General features: G+C 65.6%; 21 protein-coding genes. 3 read left to right on the top strand and 18 right to left on the bottom strand.

All coding sequences use genetic code 11. The annotated features are described in order from the left end of the window. The first annotated feature begins 61 nt into the window (after positions 1–61). Positions 62–940: a 4-(cytidine 5'-diphospho)-2-C-methyl-D-erythritol kinase gene (locus M2319_RS12985; RefSeq protein ID WP_264601881.1), complete on the top strand. Its 879-nt coding sequence runs from the start codon at positions 62–64 to the stop codon at positions 938–940. Between the two features lie 3 nt (positions 941–943). Here the strand turns inward: M2319_RS12985 and M2319_RS12980 are convergent, their stop codons facing one another. The 15 genes from M2319_RS12980 to M2319_RS12910 form a co-directional block, all read right to left on the bottom strand. Then, on the bottom strand, positions 944–1,639 hold the full coding sequence (locus M2319_RS12980; RefSeq protein ID WP_264601880.1) for an aquaporin: 696 nt from the start codon (positions 1,637–1,639) through the stop codon (positions 944–946). Between the two features lie 3 nt (positions 1,640–1,642). Continuing rightward, positions 1,643–2,158 (bottom strand): arsenate reductase ArsC, encoded by a 516-nt coding sequence (locus tag M2319_RS12975; protein WP_264601879.1) that lies wholly within the window; start codon positions 2,156–2,158, stop codon positions 1,643–1,645. A gap of 108 nt (positions 2,159–2,266) precedes the next feature. Next, positions 2,267–2,599: an ArsR/SmtB family transcription factor gene (locus M2319_RS12970; protein WP_264601878.1), complete on the bottom strand. Its 333-nt coding sequence runs from the start codon at positions 2,597–2,599 to the stop codon at positions 2,267–2,269. Positions 2,600–3,110: 511 nt separating this feature from the next. Beyond that, positions 3,111–4,082: a zinc-dependent alcohol dehydrogenase family protein gene (locus M2319_RS12965; RefSeq protein ID WP_264601877.1), complete on the bottom strand. Its 972-nt coding sequence runs from the start codon at positions 4,080–4,082 to the stop codon at positions 3,111–3,113. Positions 4,083–4,412: 330 nt separating this feature from the next. Next, a complete protein-coding gene (gene glyS / locus M2319_RS12960) occupies positions 4,413–6,443 on the bottom strand; it encodes a glycine--tRNA ligase subunit beta (RefSeq protein WP_264601876.1) in 2,031 nt (676 codons plus the stop codon). A 115-nt stretch (positions 6,444–6,558) separates the two neighbouring features. After that, entirely contained in the window at positions 6,559–8,469 is a 1,911-nt protein-coding gene (locus M2319_RS12955) for a DUF2207 domain-containing protein (protein WP_264601875.1), read from the bottom strand. Next, complete coding sequence (locus M2319_RS12950; protein ID WP_264601874.1) at positions 8,469–9,236, bottom strand: DUF2207 domain-containing protein; 768 nt, start codon at positions 9,234–9,236, stop codon at positions 8,469–8,471. The genes M2319_RS12955 and M2319_RS12950 overlap by 1 nt, the downstream gene beginning before the upstream one ends. Before the next feature lie 54 nt (positions 9,237–9,290). After that, complete coding sequence (locus M2319_RS12945; RefSeq protein WP_264601873.1) at positions 9,291–9,854, bottom strand: LemA family protein; 564 nt, start codon at positions 9,852–9,854, stop codon at positions 9,291–9,293. Between the two features lie 106 nt (positions 9,855–9,960). After that, positions 9,961–10,200: a CDGSH iron-sulfur domain-containing protein gene (locus M2319_RS12940; RefSeq protein WP_264601872.1), complete on the bottom strand. Its 240-nt coding sequence runs from the start codon at positions 10,198–10,200 to the stop codon at positions 9,961–9,963. A gap of 219 nt (positions 10,201–10,419) precedes the next feature. Continuing rightward, positions 10,420–10,893 carry a DUF2269 family protein gene (locus tag M2319_RS12935; RefSeq protein WP_264601871.1) on the bottom strand — a complete coding sequence of 158 codons (474 nt, stop codon included), beginning with the start codon at positions 10,891–10,893 and terminating at the stop codon, positions 10,420–10,422. Beyond that, positions 10,893–12,203: an SDR family oxidoreductase gene (locus M2319_RS12930; RefSeq protein WP_264601870.1), complete on the bottom strand. Its 1,311-nt coding sequence runs from the start codon at positions 12,201–12,203 to the stop codon at positions 10,893–10,895. Before M2319_RS12930 ends, M2319_RS12935 begins: the two co-directional genes overlap by 1 nt. 141 nt (positions 12,204–12,344) lie before the next feature. Further along, positions 12,345–13,088 carry a hypothetical protein gene (locus M2319_RS12925; RefSeq protein WP_264601869.1) on the bottom strand — a complete coding sequence of 248 codons (744 nt, stop codon included), beginning with the start codon at positions 13,086–13,088 and terminating at the stop codon, positions 12,345–12,347. Positions 13,089–13,119: 31 nt separating this feature from the next. Beyond that, a complete protein-coding gene (locus tag M2319_RS12920) occupies positions 13,120–13,845 on the bottom strand; it encodes a hypothetical protein (RefSeq protein WP_264601868.1) in 726 nt (241 codons plus the stop codon). Positions 13,846–13,858: 13 nt separating this feature from the next. After that, on the bottom strand, positions 13,859–14,599 hold the full coding sequence (locus tag M2319_RS12915) for a hypothetical protein (RefSeq protein WP_264601867.1): 741 nt from the start codon (positions 14,597–14,599) through the stop codon (positions 13,859–13,861). 199 nt (positions 14,600–14,798) lie between these two features. Continuing rightward, a complete protein-coding gene (locus M2319_RS12910) occupies positions 14,799–15,740 on the bottom strand; it encodes a glycine--tRNA ligase subunit alpha (protein WP_264601866.1) in 942 nt (313 codons plus the stop codon). 210 nt (positions 15,741–15,950) lie between these two features. Between M2319_RS12910 and M2319_RS12905 the strand changes: the two genes are divergently transcribed. Then, a complete protein-coding gene (locus M2319_RS12905) occupies positions 15,951–16,241 on the top strand; it encodes a cysteine rich repeat-containing protein (protein WP_264601865.1) in 291 nt (96 codons plus the stop codon). 88 nt (positions 16,242–16,329) lie between these two features. Here M2319_RS12905 and M2319_RS12900 read toward each other — a convergent pair whose 3' ends face one another. Together M2319_RS12900 and M2319_RS12895 are read right to left on the bottom strand one after the other, a co-directional pair. Further along, complete coding sequence (locus M2319_RS12900) at positions 16,330–16,515, bottom strand: hypothetical protein (RefSeq protein ID WP_264601864.1); 186 nt, start codon at positions 16,513–16,515, stop codon at positions 16,330–16,332. 26 nt (positions 16,516–16,541) lie between these two features. Beyond that, positions 16,542–17,414 (bottom strand): S49 family peptidase, encoded by an 873-nt coding sequence (locus M2319_RS12895; RefSeq protein ID WP_264601863.1) that lies wholly within the window; start codon positions 17,412–17,414, stop codon positions 16,542–16,544. 356 nt (positions 17,415–17,770) lie between these two features. On the opposite strand from M2319_RS12895, the gene M2319_RS12890 reads away from it, so the two are divergent. Further along, a complete protein-coding gene (locus tag M2319_RS12890; RefSeq protein ID WP_264601862.1) occupies positions 17,771–19,015 on the top strand; it encodes a tetratricopeptide repeat protein in 1,245 nt (414 codons plus the stop codon). Between the two features lie 22 nt (positions 19,016–19,037). On the opposite strand, the gene M2319_RS12885 is transcribed toward M2319_RS12890, so the two are convergent. Further along, positions 19,038–19,607 (bottom strand): flavodoxin domain-containing protein, encoded by a 570-nt coding sequence (locus M2319_RS12885; RefSeq protein WP_264601861.1) that lies wholly within the window; start codon positions 19,605–19,607, stop codon positions 19,038–19,040. Positions 19,608–19,621: the final 14 nt, after the last annotated feature.

The raw sequence follows: 19,621 nt of genomic DNA, 5'->3' as shown, positions 1-19,621 counted from the left end.
TGACGGGTGGGCGACGGGCCGGTCTATTGGCCCTCCCCTTTTCCTGTCGATGCTGATTGCCATGATCGCCGAAGCGGCGCCCGCCAAGATCAACCTTGCGCTCCACGTCACCGGACGGCGCGCGGACGGCTATCATCTCCTGGACACGCTCGTTGCCTTCGCCGATATCGGCGACCGGCTGAACGTGGAGGCCGCGCCGACGGGTGCCGGGATCACGCTGGAAATCACCGGCCCCTTTGCCAAGGGGCTTTCCGGCGCGGGCGACAATCTGGTGCTCGCCGCGGCAAAGGCGCTTCGGGCGGCTGCCGCCGAGCACGGCAAGCTGGTGCCGCCGGTACGGCTTTCCCTTGAAAAGAACCTGCCGGTCGCGTCCGGGATCGGCGGCGGCTCGGCCGATGCGGCGGCGACCCTGCGCGCCCTCAACCGGCTGTGGGGCCTGGACTTTTCTCTTGAGGCGCTTGCCGATCTCTCGGCCCCGCTTGGCGCCGACGTGCCGATGTGCGTCGTCGGACGGCCGCTGAGGGCAACCGGCATCGGCACGGACCTCGATCCGCTGGCCGCCTTTGGCGGCTGCGATGCGGTTCTCGTCAATCCGGGGGTGAGCGTGTCGACGCCCGCCGTCTTCAAGGCGCTGGCAAAGCGCGAAAATGCGGGGATCGGCGCCGTGCCGGACCTTTCCGGCCGCGACGCGCTCGTTGCCTTCATTGCCACCTGCCGCAACGACCTTGAGGCAACGGCAGCGACGCTCGCGCCTGCCATTGCCGATGCGCTTCGTACCGTCAGCGGTACGGGACCGCTCCTGACACGCATGTCGGGCTCGGGCGCGACCGTCTTCGGGCTTTACGACAGCGCCGATGCGGCAGCGCGGGCGGCGGCGGCGATCACGTCGGCACACCCCGAATGGTGGGTGGCGCCGACGAAACTTGCGCCTGCCGACTGACGGTTACTCCGCCGGTTCCTCTGCGAATTCTTGCTGTTTTTCCTCCGACAGCAGCCATCCGAACAGCGGCACGGCAAGGCCGGCGCCGACGAACTGGGCGAGGATGAAGGCCGGCATGTGCTCCGGGGCGATGCCGGAAAAGGTGTCGGTGAAAGAGCGCGCCACCGTCACCGCCGGGTTGGCGAAGGACGTGGAGGCCGTGAACCAGTAGGCCGCGGTGATGTAGAGCCCGACGGCGGCGGGCACGGCGGTGGGGCGGAACCGAACCGTCGCCAGGATCGTCGCGACGAGGCCGAAGGTGGCGATCGCCTCCGAGCCCCATTGGGCGGGCCCCGTGCGAAAGTGCGCGGAGACCTGGACGATCGGCAGCTCGAACATGAAATGCGCGGCCGCCGCACCGGCAAGGCCGCCGGCGACCTGGGCAACGACGAAGAACCCCGCTTCCCGGCTCGCGATCTCGCCGCGTATGAGGAAGGCGAAGGTGACGGCCGGGTTGAAATGGGCGCCCGAAATCGGTCCCAGCATGGTGATCAGGACGAAGAGGATGGCGCCGGTCGGGATGGTGTTGCCGAGGAGCGCCACGGCAACGTTGCCGCCGGCGAGCCGCTCGGCCATGATGCCGGAGCCGACGACGGTGGCAAGCAGGAACGCCGTCCCCAAAAACTCCGCCGCAAGCCGCTGTCGCTGCGAAAACGCCATGGCTCAGGCCTCGGCCGTCTCGGTGCTTGCCGCACCGATGGCGTCGAGCTTCTTCTTCAGGGTGAGATTGTCGAGGCTGGTGATCGGCAGGTTGACGAAGACCGAGATGCGGTGGGAAAGCATCCGGTAGGCATCGGCGAAGGCGTAGCGCCGTTCCGCCTCCGTGCCCTCGGCTGCGGCCGGATCGGGCACGCCCCAATGGGCGGACATCGGCTGGCCCGGCCACACCGGGCAGACTTCCGAGGCGGCGTTGTCGCAGACGGTGAAGACGAAATCCATCTTCGGCGCGCCCGGGCCGGCAAAGACGTCCCAGCTCTTGGACGAAAAGCCGTCCGTCTCGTAATTGAGCTTTTTCAGGAGGTCGATGGCGAAGGTATGCACCTCGCCCTTCGGCTGGCTGCCGGCGGAAAAGGCCCGGAAGCGTCCCGCCCCCTCACGGCCGAGGATTGCCTCGGCAAGGATCGAGCGCGCCGAATTGCCGGTGCACAGGAACAGCACGTTGTAGGTTTTTTCCGTCATCTCCGGGTCCCCCCCTTGGCGTTGATTGATGGCGTCGGTTCACAGCGTCTTGCGGTCCGAACCGAAGGTTCGCCCGCACGCTCTCTTGTTTTTCAGGCGAGCCGCGCGTCAGCACGTCTCCTCGATCAGCCCGGCGAGCGGCCCGCACACTTGAGGGTTGCCGCCGCAGCAGTCGCGCATCAGATAGGCCAGCAGCCCCTGCATGGCGTCCAGTTCCGCCGTGTAGCGGATCACCCTGCCCGCCCGTTCCGCCTTGACCAGCCCGGCATTCGACAGGATGCCGAGATGGGACGACAGCGTGTTCGGCATGACGCCGAGCTTCTCGGCAATCGCGCCTGCCGCCATCCCCTCCGGCCCGGCCTTCACCAGCAGCCGGTACACATCGATCCGCGTTTCCTGGGCCAGAGCCGACAGGGCGTTCAGCGCCGTTTGTTTTTCCATATTTCGAGAATAGTCGAATTATCGAAATGATGCAATAGGGATTTTCAGTGAGGAAAGGCCGGTTAGAGGATGGAAACGGCCGGATGGCGGGATGGAGAGGTCAAGCGACTGAGGGATAGAAGGGCCGAAGCGGACCATTCGCACGTGAGGCAAGCGCGGCGGTGCAGAGCGCTGGTCCCCACACCCGTCATGCCGGGCGGAGCGCAGCGGAGACCCGGTATCCATTGCCCATCTCGGCGACGTAGCCCGGTGCGGCCGCGTTCGGCCTTCGATCAACGCAAAAGCCGAGGTCGCTCAACGACCGGCGTACCGTGTGGAGAGGGGCATTGGATCCCGGCTCGGAGGCCGGGATGACGACCGAGCGTTTGGTGGACGGGAGCGGTCGTCTGTTGCCCCTGCCCGCGCATTTGTCGACGGTGCCCACCCGTTTGCCAACGCTGTCTATCCGTCCGGTTTCGCCCGTGTCGGCCGCTCGTTCTCCCGCCCCGACGGCCAGAGCAAAGCCGGCCCGTCAACCTTCGATCTGCGAAAAATCGAGGATCGGTTTTGGCGCGCCGGGCCGCGCGGCCTCGGCGATTGCCTCTCGCCATTGCCGGGCGGGAAAGATGCGGGCCGGCGGCAACTCCATACCGGCGAGTAGCGGCCAGATACCGGCGAAGGCGTTGGCCATCCCGCCCGGCGCGAGATGGTCGCGCATGTGGAACCGGCAAAAGGACGCGCGAGGCACGTCCGGCGGCGAGACGGGCTCGCCGGTCAACAGGCCGTAGCCGACGAAGCTCGACCCCTCCGGCATCAGACCCAGGATCCGCGACGCAACCGGGCCGCCGAGGGCATCGAAGGTCACGTCGGCCGGCCCCGCCGCTTCGGCAATGCGCGTGGCGTCTTTCATCGACACAGGCTCGATGCCAAGGGCGCGCATCCGCGGCACGCGGCTCTTTGAGCGGTAGATGCCGATGGCGCTCTTGGCCCCTTGGCGGAGCGCCCAGTGGCCGAGATAGTCGGCGCAGCTCGACCCCGCTCCGCTCAACAGGACAGACCTGCCGCGCACCGGCCAGAGCCGGAGCATGGTGAAGGCGGCGAGCGGGTTGATATACGCGCGCGCGGCGACCGCGTCCGGGACGGCGCCCGGAACCTCAACGGCATCGCTCCCCGCACAATCCACGAGCGTCTGCCAGGTGCCCTCGCCGCGCAGCGGAAGCACGCGCTGGCCGACCCTATGGGACAGCTCGGGCGAGGCCTCGACCACGCGGCCCACCCCTTCATAGCCGGCGACGGCCGGCAGCGCGATCCGATGGGAGTAGGCGCCCGTTATCGGGATGAGGTCGGACGGGTTCACCGGCGCATAGGTCATTGCCACCCGCAGGTGTCCCGGCATCAGGTCGGGCACCCCGGTCTCGACCAGGCGAAGGGTCGACAGGGGCGGACCGAAGCTGCTGTAGACGAACGACAGGCGGGTGCGCCGGGGCGCATCGGGCTTGGTCATGCCCCCGCGTTACCGCCTGTTTCGCATGACGGCAATGGGGTGATGAGCGAAAACCGGCTTTCGGGAAGTGAAGGCACCCAAATCACCGCGGGGCGGAGGGGTTGGATGACGAAAGGCGGGTGTTTTCCCTCTTCCGTCGTGCCGGGCGGAGCGAAGCGGAAACCCGGTATCCATTGCCTGTTTCGGCGCGGTAGCCTGTCACGAATGCGCTCGGACTCCTATCGGCGCACATGCCGAATCAATCTACGACTGGCATACCGTTTGGACAGGGGCAATGGATCCCGGCTCGGGGGCCGGGATGACGACGGAGTGTTGGGCGGGCGGGAGCGATCAGGATCCGATCCGCGAAAAATCCGCTACCGCCAGCGTCGCCTCGCGGATTTCGTTGAGGAGCTTTAGGCGGTTCTCCCGTAGCGCCGGGTCGTCGGCGTTTACGAGGATGTCGTCGAAGAAGGTGTCGACGGGCGCGCGCAGGGTGGCCAAGGCGGCCATGGCGGCGGCGAAGTCCTCGGCGTCGATGGCTTTGGCCGCATCGGTGCGGGCGATGTCGATGGCGCCGGCAAGATCCTTTTCGGCCTGCTCGGTCAGGAGGTTCGGGTCGGGGCGGCCGGAATAGGTTTCGCCGGACTTCTTTTCTTCCGCGCGCAGGATGTTGACCGCGCGCTTGTAGCCGGCGAGGAGGTTGGCGCCGTCGTCGCTGTCGAGGAATGTGCCCAGCGCCTCGATGCGGCGCACGACCATCAGGAGGTCGTCCTGGTCGTCGAGGGCGAAGACCGCATCGACGAGGTCATGCCGGGCGCCCTCCTCCCGCAACTGCACCTTCAGACGGTCGGCGAAGAAGTTGAGGAGGTCCGGGTCGGCGGCGAGCGGGAAGCGAAGCTCGTTCTCCAGGATGATCCGAATAACGCCGAGGGCCGCGCGCCTCAGCGCAAACGGATCCTTGGAGCCGGTGGGCTTTTCGTCGATGGCCCAAAACCCGGTCAGCATGTCGAGCTTGTCGGCAAGGGCGACGGCAATCGCGACCGGCTCGGACGGCACGTCATCCGACGGCCCCTGCGGCTTGTAGTGATCCTCGATGGCAGTGGCGACGGCGGCATCCTCGCCCTGCGCTTCCGCGTAGTACTTGCCCATCAGGCCCTGCAGCTCGGGGAACTCGAAGACCATGTGCGAGACGAGGTCGGCCTTGGCGAGCTTGGCCGCGCGCGCCGCCTTTGCCGGGTCGGCTCCGATCTTTTCGGCGATGGCAGCGGCCAGCGTTTCCAGCCGCTTGACGCGCTCGCCCTGGCTGCCGAGCTTTTCGTGGAAGACGATGTCGTCGAGCTTTGCGACGTTGTCGGCGAGCGGCGTCTTCAGGTCGGACTGCCAGAAGAAGTCGGCATCCGACAGCCGCGCGCGAATGACCTTCTCGTTGCCGGCCGTGATCGCAAGACCGCCGTCGCTGGCCTCCAGGTTGGAGACCAGCACGAAGCGGTTGGCGAGTTTTCCGGTCTTCGGATCGGAGAGCACGAAGCACTTCTGGTGCTCGCGGATCGAGGTGCGGATGACCTCGTCGGGCATATCTAGGAACCGCTCGTCGAAACTGCCGACCAGCACGACGGGCCATTCGACGAGGCCCGACGCCTCGTCCAGGAGCTTTTCGTCGGTGACGACCTCAAGGCCGATGGCGTGGGCGGCGTTGTCGGCGTCGGTGCGGATGATGTCCTTGCGGCGGTCGGCATCGAGCACGACCTTCGCCTTTTCCAGCGACGTCATATAGTCGTCGAGGCGCTTCACGCGGATCGGACCGGGCGCCAGGAAGCGATGGCCATAGGTGACGTCGCCCGACGGGATGCCGTCGACCTCGACGGCGATGACGTCCGGGTCCTCGGTCTCCGCGCCGAAGGTGCACAGGATCGAGTGCAGCGGGCGCACCCAGCGAAGGCTCCCCTCGCCCCAGCGCATGGATTTCGGCCAGGGGAATTTGCGGATGGTGTCGGCGACCAGTTCGGCGACGATCTCGGTTGCCTCGCGGCCCGGCTTTTCGATGCGGGCGACGTAAAAATCGCCCTTCTTGGGGTCGGAGACGATCTCCGCCTGGTCGACGCTGTCGAGACCGGCGGCGCGCAGGAACCCTGCCAGCGCCTTTTCCGGGGCGCCGACGCGCGGGCCCTTGCGCTCTTCCTTGACGTCCGGCGAGCGCACCGGCACGCCGGCAACGTGCAGCGCCAGCCGGCGCGGGGTGGCGAAGGCCTTGGCGCCCTCATACGGCAGGCCCGCGTCCACCAGACCGTCGGTCACCAGCTTCTTCAGATCCTCGCCGGCCCGGCGCTGCATGCGCGCGGGGATTTCTTCGCTGAAGAGTTCCAGAAAGAGGTCAGGCATATCGGTCTCGCTCGGTCGGAGGACGCCGGCGGGCAACTGCCGTCCGGCGCCGTCCGTTACCAAGGGCGGGGGAAAAAGTCACCCCCCGCTGCAGTGCGGTGCTTTGCGCCGGGCCCTACCAGCCGCCGCCGCCGCCACCACCGCCGCCTCCGCCGGACGAGCCGCCGCCCGACGAGCCGGAGGAACTGGGCGTTGCCGCGGAGACGCTGGAGCCGACGGCGGAGACGATGCCCGATGTCATCGAGCCGATATGGCCGACATCGAAGGAGCCGCCGCGGTACCAGCCCGGATGGTAGGAGGAGACGATCTCGCCCGGCCGTGCGCGGGCGAGGTAGTCGGAAAACGCGTTCGACCACGGCTTCTCGACGCCGAGGGCGATCGCGTAGGGCAGGTATTTCTCGAACACCGGCTCGGTGACGTCCGGCGCGTCGATCATGTTCATGCGGTCCGCTTCGGCGACGGAGAGAAACATCTTGAAACCCTCCGTCTCGTCCATGATACGCCGGCCGATGACCGTCGGCGCCCGCATCAGGCCGAAGAAGAGGATGTTGAGGACGCAAAGGGCGACGACCATCGCCGGGATCATCGTGGCAGCGCCGGCAAGCAGCAGCGGCATGACCAGCGACGGCGCGAAGATGACGGCGCCGAGGATCGTCAGGAAGGTGCCGGCGATCGCCGAACTTCCTCCCGGGATCCAGCCGAGCAGGCGGTAGAGCCCCATGGAGAGCAGAAAGGCGCCGCCGAAGCCGGAAAAGGCGGCGATGATCATGGTGCCGAGTTCGGTATCCGTCGGCGCGTGGAAGAAGATGAAGGCGATGAGGATGGCAACGGAGATGACGGCGCCGACAATCGAGACGAAATAGTTGTTCCTGAAGAACTTTCCCTCGTACTCCGTGAGGATCGCCTTGCGGAAAGCGGCCCTTGTCCTCACGAGCGTCGTGGCGTTGGCCCGCTCGACGACGAAGCGGTCGCGGCCACCGAGGAACCCGTCCATCAGCGCCCTCTCGCCGCCTGGAAGGTCGTCGGTCCTGCGGTCCGCCGCCTCCAGGGCGACCTTCTTCTTGCCCTCCTCGTCGAGCCGGATCCGTCCCTTGACCGCCAGCGACAGGAGCGCGGCGATGAAGGCCTTGGTGGCGCCGCCGCGCCCGGATGCGAAGGTCTGGTAGTGGAGATAGCTGAGGGCGGCCGGCGACAGGCCCTTCGGCGGCTCGTAGAGCGGGATGATGACGCCACCTTCCGGATCGCGGCCGACCTCCAGCCATTTGGCGAAGAAGTAGGCGCCGACGCCGAAGGTGCCGACGACGAGGAGGAAGAGGCCGAAATTGTCGAGGAAGGCGTTGAGGAAGCGGCCGACCGGGCCCGGCTCGTCGACGACGCCCTTGGAAAAGCCGACACCGACCGTCAGTCCCTGGTTGCGGGCGAGCGGCCGGGTGGTCTCGAAGGTGATGGTGTTGAAGCCCTGATTGCTGACCCGATAGGCCCTCCCCCTGTCGCCCTGGTAGCCGGTATAGGCCGCCCTTTGCAGGATTTCCGCGGCCTGCGGGAGCGCGATCCGGGCGACGGCGCGGCGGATCGGAAAGTCCCAGAAATTACCCGTGACGTTCCAGTAGAGCTCGTCATAAGCGGCAAAGAAGCGGAGCTGGTGGGTCGTCTCGTAGCGAATGGTGTAGGTGTATTCGCCGGAATTTAGGAAGACGTCCTCGTCACCGATATAGATGCGCTCGTAGCCGTCGACCCAGGCGCTGTGCCAGGGCTCCTTCTTGCCGTCCCGCCTGATCTCGATGACGTCGAAGCCGACGGCACGGCGCAGGCCGTTGGCGGTGCGGTACTGGACCGGGAAATCCCGGTAGATGCCCCGCTTGATCTTGCGGCCCTCGGCCCGGACCCGGATCGTCTCGGTGACGTCCAGCGTGCCGTCCTCGGCAACGACGATGTCACTCTCGTAGGAGAGGATTTCCTCCTCGGCCTTTGCCGGGCTGGCGGCGAAGGCGAGCGCAAGGATCACGAGTGCCAGGAACTGCCGCATCATTTCTCTCCCTGTTTGCCCACGACGGAGTTGCTCCCGTCGATGCTTTCGCCGCCGCGCATCGCGTGCCGGTCGGCACAGTCAGCAAAGGTGCCCTTTTCGAAAGCAATCCGAACGGCGAAGGCCTCGCCGGGGGGCAGCGTCCGCCTTGTTTTGAAGGCGATGGTGTTGGGGCCACCTCGAGCGATGCGGCCCTCGATGCCTTTCGATTCCACCAAGCCGGCCAAAGTTTCCGGAAGCCGGGCCGCGACGCCCGCCGGCAGGGTGATGCCCGCCCTGATCTTGAGGATTGGAAAGTCCCAGTTGTTGCTGACCACTTTCCAATAAAGGAGCTCTTGATCGGCGCGACAGAGGATGTGCGCGCGGGTCCGGTAGCGGAACTCGTAAGTGTGGACGCCAAGCTCGGGAAAGATATTGCGCGAACTGATAAAGATGTTCAGGCCTTCCTGCCTGGCTTGATAGGTAATGGCGTCGCCGTCTTTCCGTATCTCCAGAATATCCAGGCCGACCGTCGGGCGGGCGACGTCAGAATCCTTATATTCGACCTGGAATTCGCGATACATATATACGTACGGGGGCTCGTAGAAGACCCCCTTCGTCATCTTGTAGCCCTCGGACCGGACGCGGATCGTGTCGGTGACGTCGAGGGTACCGTCCTCCGAGAGGACGATATCGCTGTCAAAGGAAAGGATTTCTTCCTCGGCCATAGCCGCGCCGGCGGCGAATAGCAGGGAGATGACGCAAAGCGCCAGAAGGTGCCGGATCATCGCGTTCCCCTTTCGGTGAGCGGCGAAAATGCCTTGGCGATTGTGCTTGAGGCGTCAGAAGGAGACCTTCGGGACGGCGCGGTCCTCGGTCGCCTCGAGCTCGAAATAGTCGGCCTTTTCGAACTTGAAGGTGGAGGCGACAAGGTTGCTGGGGAAGGATTCCACGGCGACGTTGAGGTTGCGCACGGCGCCATTGTAGTAGCGGCGGGAGAGCTGGATCTGCTCTTCCACCGCTTCCAGCGCGTCCTGGAAGTCTATAAAATTCTGGCTCGCCTTCAGGTCCGGATAGTTCTCCGCAAGGGCAAAGAGCCGGCCGAGCGCGCCGGAAAGCGCACCTTCGATGAGGCTGCGGCGGGCCGGATCGGCATCCTCCTCGCTTGCCTTTTCGGCGCGGGCGCGAAGGGCGGTGACCTCTTCGAGCGTCTCACGTTCGTGGCCCATATAGCCCTTCACCGCTTCCATCAGATTGGGGATGAGGTTGGCGCGGCGCTTGAGCTGGACGTCGATGCCGCTCCAGCCCTCGGCCACCATCTGGCGGAATTTCACCAGCCTGTTGTAGAGGACGACGCCGTAGATTGCCGCCAGGACGACGACGGCGAGGATTATCCAGGTGATCATTCCGTTCTCCCTCTCGGCCCGCCCAGCGGCAGTATCGACAGGCAAGGCGTCAAGATCAACGGATAATGCGTATTAACATGGCGGCTCGGAAGCACCGCCCGGCGGCTCAGAGCGTCTCGTGGGTGCCGTCGCAGAAGGGCGGCGTCCTGGTGTGCTTGCAGCCGCAGAAATACTGCTCGCCCGAGGCGTCCGCCTTCCAGCGGACCGGCAGGAAGCCGGTGCCCGTGTGGGAGCCGTCGCAGAAGGGCTGGTCCTTGGAGCGGCCGCAGGCGCACCAGAAATAGGATTTTCCCTCCTCCACGGTGACGACGTAAGGACCCTTCTGGGCGATCACGGGGTCTGTCATAGGCGTCTCCTCTTCGTCTCTGACGGGCATTGACCGGACCCGATGGCACGCGCGGCGGCACCGCGATCACCACGCCCTCCGCGCGCGTTGAAGCGAAGGGCGTCAATGCCCGTTGGCGGGCCCGGCGGGCGGAACCCAACGGTACATATCAGGAGCGTTGAATGTAAGGGTGAAAGGAGCATGTGCCGCGCATCTTTTGACGCAGGGCAAGGCGGATGCTCACCAGAAATCCGGTCGGGCGACCATGATCCAGAAGATCGCGAGAACGGCCGCAAAGGCCGGCCAGCCGAAGGCGAACCAGATGCGGAACAGGTGGTGGTAGGCGGCGGGCAGCGGCGCGCCCTGCCCTGCCGCTGTCCTTGCCAGATCGCGCATCTTCATCTGGATGACGACGACGGGCAGCCAGAAGGCGCCGGTGAGGAGATAGAGCGCGACGGCAATGACGACCCAGGACGACAGCAGGTCGTGGCCCATCTCGTAAGCCAGCCAGACGCCTGTGACCGGCTGGGCGATGACGGCGGTCGCGGTAAAGAGCGCATCGGCGAGGACGACGCCGGAGCCGACATGGGCGATCAGCTTCGGATCGGCCGTGCGGTGGGCCAGAACCATGAAAAAGGCGATGCCCATGCCCGTGCCGAAGAGCACGGCGGCGCCGAGGATGTGGAGGACGCGGAGTATCTGAAAGAGCTCCATCAGCGAGCCTCGGCCGTTGCCAGCAGCATCAGGGCGAGCAGCATCTGCGGCACGATTTTCAGGAGCGGTGCCAACGGATCGACCCAGAGCATGGGCGCCAGCAGCGTGCCGCCAACGAGATAGGCAAGGCTGACGAGGAGCGTGGCGACGAGCGCCGCCCTGTGCCAGCGCCGGAACAGGAGCGCCGCGCCGACCGCGATGTCGAGGGCGGCGGTCGCGGCCGTCAGCCAGCGCGCTGGCTCGGCACTAAGGCCGGCGACGATCAGGCTGGAGACCGCGTCGGAAAAGCCCGGGCCGAGGGCGACGAGGCCGGAGACCAGCCAGAAGAGGGCAAGGCCGACGAGCGCGAGCGGGCGCAGCGCCCAGAGCCGTGCGTGCCAGCGGTCCTGGACCGTTGCCGGGCCGAGATCGGGCAGCGCCTCAAGCGGCGTCGGGTCGGCGCCGGTGTCGGCGATCCACTGGGCCGGATCGCCGACGACGCCTTCCAGCGTCTGTTTGATGGCGGTGGAGCGGATCGGCGCGCGCCAGCCGAACCAGCCGCAGAGATCGCCGACCCTGCCGAGAAGCCGTCCGGTCCAGGCCGGCGCAAAGACCGTCGGCACGGGGGCGAAGCCGAGCCATTGGCGATGGCGGGTGATGATCGCGGCAAGCTCGTGCGGCTCGGGATGGACGAGGTCGTGGACGACGCGGGTTTTTGCGTCGGGCCCGAGGCTCCGGGCGACCTCGGCCGCCACTTCTTCGAGGCCGATCACCTGCATGGGCTTTGCTCCGGCCATCACCGGCGTCGCGAACGGCAGGGCGGCAAGGCCGCGAATGAGCCCGGTGCCGCCATAGACCGGCCGGCCGATGACGAGGCCGGGCCTCAAGACGATCCAGTCGAGGTCGCGCGCCTTCAGCCGCCGGTCGCCCTCGGCCTTGGTGCGCATGAAGGCGGTGGCGGCCTCCGGCTCGGCGCCGATGGCCGAAATCTGCACGACGCGGCGGATGCCAGCGGCCTCGGCAGCGGCAAAGAGCGCATCGGCGCCATGGATATGGACAGCTTCAAGGCTGTCGCCGGCCCCGTCCTGCAGGATGCCGGCGGCGTTGACGACGGCCGCAACGCCCTGAAGCCGCGGCCGCCAGGCGTCCGGCGCCCCATCGCGATTGAAGTCGCCGGAAACCCAGTCGATGCCCGGCATGCGCCGCGCGGCCGCCTCCGCGTCGCGGGCAACGCCTCGCACCTCAAAACCGTCCGCGCGCAGCCTTGCAACGATGGCAGCGCCGATGAAGCCGCCCGCACCGGTGACGAGCACGCAGGGACGGTCGGTCATCGGCATCTCCGGAATTGGTGCAGGGGTGACGGCTCAGGCTTCAAAGCCGCATCGAAGCAGTCTTGCGGCCGTGGCGGCAAGGGAAGATTTCCGGCGCGGTTTTTGAACCGACCGAAAGACGAGCCTCAATCACCTGCCTGCTCAGGCCGTAACCCGTTCCCCTTCAGCCGACGAGGCCTGCATGCCGCGCCGGTAGGCGTCGCTCACCACGACCGCAAGGAGCACCCAGGCGTAGATTCTGAAGACGACCACGAAGGCGCCCAGGGCAAGGGCTGCTCCATTTTGTGCGACCGAGCCGCTGGGCATCGACAGCAGAGGTTGGATGACGTCCTGAACGCGCATCGCCACGATGTTGAGAAGCCAGAACATCGCGCACGGAATCAGCAGTCGAGGGAATGTGTACCGAAGCGTTGCCAAGCCGGCTCGCGTGCTGGCAGCGATGCCGGATCTCGGACCCAGAGCCGCTTCGACGAGCCACGGCCCGAATACGCCGAAGACGACTGCCATGATCAGCGCGGCAAGCGCCCCAACCACCGCCAGAAATGCCAGGCCATTCGGCGTGTCGCCGAGCAGGCCCGCCAGACTCGCCCGAGCGACAGTCACTGCCATGAGCATCTGGGCCAACCCTGTCATGACGACCACCAGGACGGCCTTGATCAGAAATGTCGGCAGGCGCCGCAGGGCCGTCCCGCTTTGGGCCCTCTCAGGCTGAAGATGTCGAACAACAATAAAAAGAACAATGATACCAATTATTTCACGTCCCAAATCACGCAAAATCACCGCATTAACCTGACGACAGATGAACGACCAGGCCAAAATACCCAATATTGCGGTTACTATTGCGATAGATCTTTGTTTCAATATCCATATGGATTTCTTGAACATTACAATTCCGGCTTTTTCTTAAAATGCGTGTTCACAGGGACGGCTGCGGCACGGCCTCGATTTGGCGGTACCCGTCGGCGATAGCGATTGCGGTGAAGAGCTTGATGGTGAGGCACACGACGACCACCACCAGGGACACCAGCGCAGCCAGGGCCAGAAACGCCCAATATTGCGTCGTTACCGCGCCAAGGGCCGCGCCGATGTCCGTGCGGTAGATGACGACAAGGTTGAGAACAACCAGCAGGAGCCCGGCCGGGATCAGCCTTGGAATGGTCAGGACCAGCGCCTTCAGGCGTTCCATGGCGCCCAGGCCCCGCAGTCCATCGACGGCCACCCGGACGAACCATGGTCCCAGCGCCGCATAGAGCAGCATGGTGCAAATGGCGGCAAACGCGGCCGCGAGGATGTTGAGGTGCCAGGGTGCAAGGTCGCTGTCCGCTTGGAGGACGAAGGGAGCGACGGTCGGGTCGCTGGCTAGGTCGGTGAGGATGTAGTTGAAGAACTCCACGGCGAGCATGGTGAACAGGATTGCGGCGAAGGACCGGGCGTTCTTTTCCGCCCACGTTGCCTTACGAACGTGTTCGGCAATCGTCATTAGAAACGCCGGCGCGTATCCCACCGCTAGAACGACGACCGTGAGGATGGTGCGAAAGTCCGAACGGACCGCCAGAAACGCAATGATGACAATCCAGGCGAACGACCCGAGCAGGAAATAGCGGCGGTTGTTGCGGATGGTCCGAAGGGCGGTTTCAAGCATTGTCACCTCGCTTTCAGCCCGGCTCGCCTTGCGGCGTTAAGAACAGCGGCTCCGGATCGAGCCTGAGATAGGCCTCGACGAGGGCGGCCGCGAGAAAGAGCATGAAGGAAAGCATCAGGACGCTGAACGCGATATAGACCGGCATCGACACCAGAAGGCCGGTCCAATAGTCGGTGGCGATCCCCTCGACAGCCGTCCCGATCGACGTTGAGAAGACGGCAAGAAGGTTGACTGCGGCCAGCAGGAGCGCCGCGGCCACGAGCTTCGGCAGCGTGGCGACGAACGCCTTGAGGCGATCAAACGCACCGAAATCGGTCTCGCTGCCGACGGCTGTCCTGACGATCCATGGCCCCGCCGCGCCAAGAAGCAGTGACGTCACGGCGGCCGCCTCAACGGCCGAGAGCGCCTTCGCCTGCCAGGGCGAGACATGGGATTGCACAAGCGACTGCAGCATCAAGGCCAGCACGCTGTCGTCGTCGGTGATGCAGAGCACCATGTTGAGAACTGTAAAACCGAACATGAGAACCATCAAAAGACCATTTTTCTTGCTCCATGCCCGGCTCTTGATCGCTAGAAAATTTCTATCAATGAGTAAAACAAGGATCACTCCCGGTAAACCGATTGCAAATAAGATATCTCTCGTGTTGCCGCTGTTGTCGATTCCGCGCGCCGACAAGATCAAAACACCAAATAGAAATATGAAAAGACTCAGACCCTTCGCTCTTCTTCCCATCTGAAAGACGTCCCGGAACATCTTTTGCAACGCGCCAAAGCGGTCCCGGCCGACACGTCAAGCGAAGACGGACCGCATCCTTGTCCTAGCACATGAGGGACAGCAATTCATGGTTGCGTATACATTTCCCCGGAGGCGACGGTGCGCGAATCGTCCCATGCCGGCGGCGACGCGGCCGGCCGGTCCGGAACTGTCTGGTCTTTGAAGAAATGCCCGGGCGTTAAGCCGCCTCGGCCCCGCCCGCATCGGTCCTGAGGAACGCCGCGCCGCAGGCCTTGGCGAGGTCGCGGACGCGCAGGATGTAGCTCTGGCGCTCCGTTACCGAGATGACGCCGCGGGCGTCCAAAAGGTTGAAGGCGTGGCTCGCCTTGATGCACTGGTCGTAGGCCGGCAGGACGCAGCGATGGAGGGCGCCCTCGCCCGCATCGCCCTTTTCCAGGAGGCTCTTGCACTCGGCCTCGGCGTCGCGGAAATGGCGGAACAGCATGTCCGTGTCGGCGTATTCGAAATTGTGCCTGGAATATTCCTGCTCGGCCTGCAGGAAGACGTCGCCATAGCTGATCTTTTCGGCGCCCTCGCGGCCGTTGAAGTTGAGGTCGTAGACGTTGTCGACGCCCTGCACATACATGGCCAGCCGCTCCAGCCCGTAGGTCAGCTCGCCGGAAACGGGCGAGCACTCGAAGCCCGCGACCTGCTGGAAATAAGTGAACTGGGAGACCTCCATGCCGTCGCACCAGCACTCCCAGCCGAGGCCCCAGGCGCCGAGCGTCGGGCTTTCCCAGTCGTCCTCCACGAAGCGGATGTCGTGCAGGAGCGGGTCGATGCCGATCGCCTTCAGGCTGCCGAGATAGAGGTCCTGGAGGTCGTCCGGCGAGGGCTTCAGGATGACCTGGAACTGGTAGTAGTGCTGCAAACGGTTCGGGTTCTCGCCGTAGCGCCCGTCCGTCGGGCGGCGCGAGGGCTGCACATAGGCGGCCTTCCAGTGCCTTGTGCCGAGCGAGCGCAGGGTCGTCGCCGGATGGAAGGTGCCGGCGCCGACCTCCATGTCGTAGGGCTGCAGGATGGCGCAGCCCTTGTCGGCCCAGAATTTCTGGAGCGTCAGGATCAGCGCCTGGAACGAGCGTTCGGGGCGCATGTGGTCGGCAACGGTCTCGTCGGTCATGGAAAGGTTTCCGGCGTCAGGCTTCATCGGCGCGCGGACCGTAGTCGCGGGACTGTTGGTGGTCAAGCGGGCGCGCCTTGCGGCCGCGTCAAGGTGCGGCAATGCGGCGTGTCGGCGCATACAAGCGGGCTTTTACGGACCCCATATAAGGTACGGGCTGCGGGGCGGCGGTCGAAACAGTTTTCCGCCGCACGATGAAAGGCCTGTGTCATGAACACGCTGATGAAGATCCTTCTCGGCTCGACGCTTGCCCTTGCCGTGTCGGCCGGTCCCGCGCTCGCCCAGGGTGCGGGGCAAGGCGCAGGCGGGGGCCTCGTCGGCACCCACTGCAAGAAGGAAATCGCCACCTATTGCGGCCACCTGAAACATGGCCGGGGCGAGATCCCGAATTGCCTGGAATCCCACTTCAAGGACCTGTCGCAGGACTGCAAGTGGGCGCTCGCCAACAAGGGCCCGGGATGGGGCGGCGGTTGGCAGCAGGGCAATAGCACCGCGCAATAGCAGAAAGGCCCGGCGCCTCACGGCGCCGGCTCAAGCGGGAGCGCCGGGATGTTTTTCCGGCGCTTTCCCTGTTCGGATGGAGTGTTGCCTATTCCTTCGGCCGGTAGACGCCGTCGGCGCCGGCTTCCAGGGTCTCGACGTCGTCGCGGGCGCGCTTTTTCTTCGGGTCATTTTCGTGGAGCTTTTTCTCCACCCGCGCCATTTCCTTCTTCACCGTGTTCCAGCCGACGATCGCGGCAATGCCGATGAGACCGACAAGAAGAAGCTGTGCCATGGCAGGTAAGCCCCACTCCCTTTGCGTCAGAGCCCGTAGCGCGCCCACAGAGCGCGCTCTTCCAGCGTCGAGACGAGGTCGCCCGTAAGGCCGGAGGCCTCGAGCCGGACGCCGTCCGGGCCGGCGGCAATCGTAGCACCCCGGGCGCCGCGCCGCATGAAGAAGCTGCGGTCGGAAGAGACCAGCTTGAACTTGACCTCCGGTCCGTAGCGCTCCCTCAGCACGCCGCGCAGGTCGCCGATCTTGTCGGCAAGGCCGAAGCCTTGCGCCTGCAAACCGGTCCAGTAGCGGCCGTTGAAGAGGTCGACGTCGTCCTGCAGGATGTCGCCGCGGCGCTCCTTGACCATATCGATGAAGGTCTCGTGGATCTCCGCCTGCAGGGCCTTCAGGTGGGCGACGTCCTCCTCGTCCGCGGGCTGGAAGGGATCGAGCATCACCTTCCTGTCGCCGGAGGTGTAGACCCGGCGTTCCACGCCGAGCTTCTTCATCGCCTCGGTAAACCCGAAGGTGGCGGCGACGACGCCGATGGAGCCGACGATGGACGACGGATCGACGACGATCTCGTCGCCGGCAAGGGCGATCATGTAGCCGCCGGAGGCCGCAACGTCCTCGACGAAGACGAAGACCTGCTTTTCCTTTTCCTCCGCCAGGTCGCGAATGCGCTGGTAGATCAGCCGCGACTGCACCGGCGAGCCGCCCGGCGAATTGACGATGATCGCGACCGCCGGGGCGTGCTTGTAGGAAAACGCCTTCGACAGCGCCGGCGCGCAGGTGGCGAGCGACAGGCCGGGGCGCAGCGGCGTCACCATGCCGATCGCGCCGGACAGGCGCACCACGGGCACAAAGGGGTGATCCTTCTGCCATCTTTCCGGCAAGCGGGTGCGGATCCAATCGAACATGTCGCTCTTAAACTCCTGTCGGGCCGAAGCTGGTGTCGGGCCGGCCGTCAAAAAATCTGCTCTAACATGGGGACGAGACCACGGCAAACAAGGCGTGCGGCCCCTCTCTCAAGGGATAACAGATTGAAAGCGCACATGTTCCGCGCACGCGCCCTAGCGCTTTGAGGCGCCCTGGCGGCGGTTGCGGCAAACCGCCCTTGCCATCGGCGGCGCTCGCCCAACCAGAGGGCTTTTTCTCAGGCGGCCCCATGGACTTTGCGGCCAATCCTTCGCAGAGTGGCGGCACTGTCCATGGCCGGCCGCTCCTCCCCCGAACCGCGGCCCCGTTCACGCCTTTCAAAAAGACCCGCGCTGGCATGAAGCTCTTCCTGCATATCGGCACCAGCAAGACCGGTACCTCGTTCATCCAGGGATCGCTGGCGGCAAGCCGGGACAGGCTCGCCGAGGCCGGCATCTGCTATCCGGGCCCGCAGCAGAGCCAGTTCTGGCTGGTCTCCCATTTCCACGAGGCGCCGGAGACGATCGGCCTCAATATCAAGCGCGGCTATGGCGACCGGGCGGCGATCCGCGCCGACACCACGCGCTATCTGAAGCGGCTGGATGAGGCGCTGCGCGACAAGAGCTTCGAGAAACTGATCCTCTCCTCGGAATATTTTTCGACCCTCGATGGCGAGGCGCTGCGCCAGCTTGCCGGGCATTTCGGAGCGGCGGCCTGCGAGGTCACCGTCGTCTGCTATGTGCGCCATCCGGTCTCCCATGCGGCAAGCGCGATGCAGCAGGACGTCAAGACCGGGCACAGGACGCTCAAGGAGTGTTTTGCCGAGCCGCGGTTTTCCCGGTTTTCCAAACTGCTGCCGAAATTCATCGAGGTCTTCGGCAAGGACAATGTGGTCGTTCGCCCGTTCGACTACGACGCCCTGCACGAGGGCGACGTCAGGACCGATTTCTGCGCCGTCGTCGGCATCGATCCGGGCCTCATCGAGGAGAGCGCCACCTTCCGCAACGAGAGCGTTTCGGCCGAGGCCGCGCTGCTGCTCGATGCCCTTGCCGACACCGCGCCGAAGCTTGAGGGCAAGCGGCGCAATACCGACCGGGCCAAGAATCTGCGCGGGCTTGCCGCGATCGCCGGCACCCCCTTCGCGCTGCCGCAGGAGGTCGCCGACACCGTCCGGGCCGATGCCGCGGAGGACCTCGCCTATCTGGAGGAAGCGTTCGGGATCGCCCTGAAGGAGCCGGAGATGCCGGCAGAGGCGGGTCCGGACTGGTCCGAGGCGACGCTCCGCGACCTTGCCCGGCTGATCAACGACCAGGCCGTGGAAGCGGAGCGGCTGAAGGCGATCGTCCTTTACCAGAGCGGCATGCTCGCCCTTTACGACAACGATCCGGAGCGGGCGATCTCCTCGTTCGACCGGGCGCTCGCCTTCGATCCGGAGCTTGAGGTGGCGCGCAAGGAGCGGGCGGATGCACGACTGGAATCACCGGCGACCGCGAAGCTGAAGCGCTCGCTCCTGTCCGTGTTCGGCGGCCACGGGCCGGCGGCCGCCCTCAGCGGCCTGAAGCTCCTGCGTGACCGGCAGACGGACGACGGCAACGGCGCGTAGCCGCTTCCCGCTCCCCGAATGATCAGGCCTCCAGGCGCGGCGCGCCCAATTCCTCCTCGCCGCGCAACGCGTGGGCGTATTCGTCGACGAAGCGGTCGAGCGCGGTCCAGTCGGTGAATTCCGTATCGCCCGACGGGTCGAGGTCGACGCCGCGGCGCCGCAGGATCCAATGCAGCACGACCCGGCGCAACGGTCCGATGCGCGCATCGTGGACGGCCCCTGCCGCGGTGTGCAGGAACAGCGGCTTGAAGCCGGTTTCGGCCAGGAAGTCTTCGGCAACCGAGCGCACCTCGTCGCGCTCGTCGGCATCCGGCGATGCCGATTGCAGGCTGACGGAAATGAACGCCGACGGCAGCGCCGAGAGCTTTTCCCTGTTGTCTCGGACGAAGGCGGCAAGCGCTCTGGAATGGGCGCCGAGATGCACCGAGCCGGCAACGATGGCGCCCGTCAGCCGGTTCGGCACACTCTTGTCGACCCTGATGTTGTGGATGACCGGATCGAAGGCGTGGGCGGCGAGGCGCTCGGCAATGCGGCCGCAAATCTTGGCGGTCTGGCCTTCCTCGGTGGTGTAGGCAATGAGGATGCGATCCATTGGAACGACTTCCC

The sequence above is a fragment of the Rhodobium gokarnense genome (assembly GCF_025961475.1).
Lineage (GTDB): Bacteria > Pseudomonadota > Alphaproteobacteria > Rhizobiales > Rhodobiaceae > Rhodobium > Rhodobium gokarnense.
This window is presented reverse-complemented; position numbering and strand designations above follow the sequence as displayed.